Annotated in this window: 2 protein-coding genes; one reads left to right on the forward strand and one right to left on the reverse strand. The window is 38.2% G+C overall.

Annotated elements, in window-relative coordinates:
* Positions 1-764: 764 nt before the first annotated feature.
* A complete protein-coding gene (locus tag ACP69U_RS13745; RefSeq protein WP_426138832.1) occupies positions 765-1,805 on the reverse strand; it encodes a hypothetical protein in 1,041 nt (346 codons plus the stop codon).
* Positions 1,806-2,093: 288 nt separating this feature from the next.
* On the opposite strand from ACP69U_RS13745, the gene ACP69U_RS13750 reads away from it, so the two are divergent.
* On the forward strand, positions 2,094-2,255 hold the full coding sequence (locus ACP69U_RS13750; protein ID WP_426138833.1) for a recombinase family protein: 162 nt from the start codon (positions 2,094-2,096) through the stop codon (positions 2,253-2,255).
* Positions 2,256-2,592 lie beyond the last annotated feature (337 nt).

Genomic DNA, 2,592 nt, shown 5'->3' on the forward strand with positions numbered 1-2,592 from the left:
TTAACAGCTTCGGCTTTAAATTCGTCACTGTAGGTTCTTACTTTCTTGGTCATGGTAAACTCCTGTTAATACGCTTAGTTTACCAAGTTTATCTCTACGGTTTCTTCAGCATAGCTCAGTATGGCATTAATATTCTAAACTAGAAAACTACAGGATGCGATAAAAATGAGTTTAGTCCTACTTGATTTCGATGGCACTATAGCGCATACAGATTCTTGAGCTATACTGAAGATTACCGAATAAGATTTGAGGCTATAAATCGCTAAGACAATTGTAGCTTGGCTTTTGCCCTTAGTTTGCATAACTAAAATCTTCCAAGTTTAGTGGTACAGGTTTGACGGTAAGGATCAGGGATAAACATAGTGTTTAAAATTATCAGTCCATCCTTGATAGAACATATGAATATCAATGATATTCATACAGATATTTTATTTAGTAGCTTCGTTAAGGAGGGATTCATGAATAATAAGCAGTTTACACACTGGATTGTAGGAACTTGGGTTGTTATCATTGTATTAGGAGTTACTATGGTTGTATGGGTTAACTTGGTACACTCCAATATCATCAAATAATAATAATAATAATAATAATAATAATAATAAAATTTTATAAGGCCCTGTAGTTAGGGCTTTTTTTTGCTCAAAATAACTTAAAGTAGCTGATATCTACTTGGAAGCTATCAATCAATACTGCCCTTATAAAACATAAATAAAAAGCCCAATTATCCTAATTGGGCTTTTTATTTATGTTTAGATCTTTAATACTTATTTAACGTTGTTACCCCAAGTGATAATAGGCTTAGCTAAACGGTAGGTTGCTGCTGCATTCTTAGCCCCAATAGTACTAGCAATAAAGGTTAAAAGGGCACTAATCAGCCAAAATAATCCAGTATACAGCGCCGTTTTACGTGCGACGTCTTCTGCTTGCTGCATTCTTTGCTCAGCCATTTGTTTGGCTTCTGCAATATACTGTTCAGTTTTAACTTTATATTCGTTAAATGACTGTTGAACTTCAGTACGCACTTCTATCGCTTGCGTTTGAGTTAAACCCTGCTGTTGCAGACGTGTGATAATTTCAGGGCCTTTTAACGTCTCTTCAATAGATGCCATACGCTCTTTTGCATAGACGTCAATATTGCGCCATGTATTTAGGTCAGTAAAGTCCATGTTATTAACCTGCGTCTTGGTCTTATCGAACATATCCTTAATAACATTACTGACGGCAGCAATCTGTTGTTGATTCAAGTTCTGCGTATTTTTTGCAACCATCGCTTGTACGTCTTCTTTACTAATATCCCCTGATACACGTTGATAAACTTCTTCTGCTTTCTGTTGTACGCTGTTGCTTTTTGATGCTGCCCCAGCCGCAGTTGCACTAACAGTGGCGGTCGTTGCTGCTGTTTTAGCCACAGTGCTTACTGTAGAGCCTACAACATTACCTGCCGTTGATAAAATACTAGTAGCACTACTCATCGCGAAAAATGTGGTGAGTAATATAATTAAAGCTCCTGTAAGCATGCCTGTTAAAGTGGCGTCTTTTGGATCAATATCCGTACCATCGCCAAATAGCGCTTCAGGTGCAGAGTACTTAATCGCGAAGTGCCCCGCTACATAGGCACTAACTAAAGCAGTAATGGCCGCATAAATACCCGCGGCAATACTACTGCCTTTCAAATCAAAAGGTAATAATGAGCTCAGAACTAAGGCAAGCGCAATCATCGCCATAACCACTATCAGTCCCATGACAAGACCGGCGACTACACCGCGCCACGACGGACGACGTTGAGGGAAGTAAGAGGGGGTCATATTTACTCCTTATAAAGTTTTACTTTTATTTTATATTAATAATATGCCATATGAACAAATCCTTTAAGTACATACTAACTGTAAGGTTTTGAAAGTTATATAGCTATTGAGTAGCCCAAAAGGGGTTATTTAGCTGAATCAATAAATAAGAGGATATAAAGTTGTAAATATGAGTTTTTAGGGTATACCCTAAGGGAACCAGTTATCTCACCCTTCAAACCTATTAACAGACTACTTAAAATAGATTCCTATAATGTAACCACTTATAACAGAATATTTTAGGTGTTTATGTTTATCAGAGCGTATCTACGAGCTTCTACCAAAGAACAAGACGCTAAGCGTGCCAAAAGCGAACTCATAGCATTTGCCAACGATCATGGTCACAAAATTGCAGTCTTCTATGTCGAGAACGAATCAGGCGCAACTTTGATACTTCCACAGTTAAGGTAACTGATCGACGATGTCCATGAAGGCTATATAATTTTGATTGAGCAGATTGACCGCTTAGCACGTTTGAACCAAGCTGATTGGGATATTCTCAAAAGAATGCTGTTAGAAAAGAAGCTGGGGTAGTATCAAAAGAGCTACCGACCTCTTATATGACGCCTCAATCTTAGAGTAGCATTGAATTTATGAGTAGCGTATTAAAGGCCATCAATTCGATGATGTGAACCGCCCCGGAATTGTCGGAGACTCAACATTCTGAGAGAATACGACAATGAAAAGACAAATCTACACTCCTGAGATTAAAGAACGCGCCGTTCGCATGCTGATTGAAGCGTCTGGC

Source organism: Psychrobacter sp. TWR1-1-1, from assembly GCF_049895865.1.
GTDB lineage: Bacteria > Pseudomonadota > Gammaproteobacteria > Pseudomonadales > Moraxellaceae > Psychrobacter > Psychrobacter immobilis_A.

Coding starts and splice junctions, on each gene's coding strand:
- ACP69U_RS13745 (WP_426138832.1), bottom strand. CDS start 1,805: ATGACCCCCTCTTACTTCCCTCAACGTCGTCCGTCGTGGCGCGGTGTA.
- ACP69U_RS13750 (WP_426138833.1), top strand. CDS start 2,094: ATGTTTATCAGAGCGTATCTACGAGCTTCTACCAAAGAACAAGACGCT.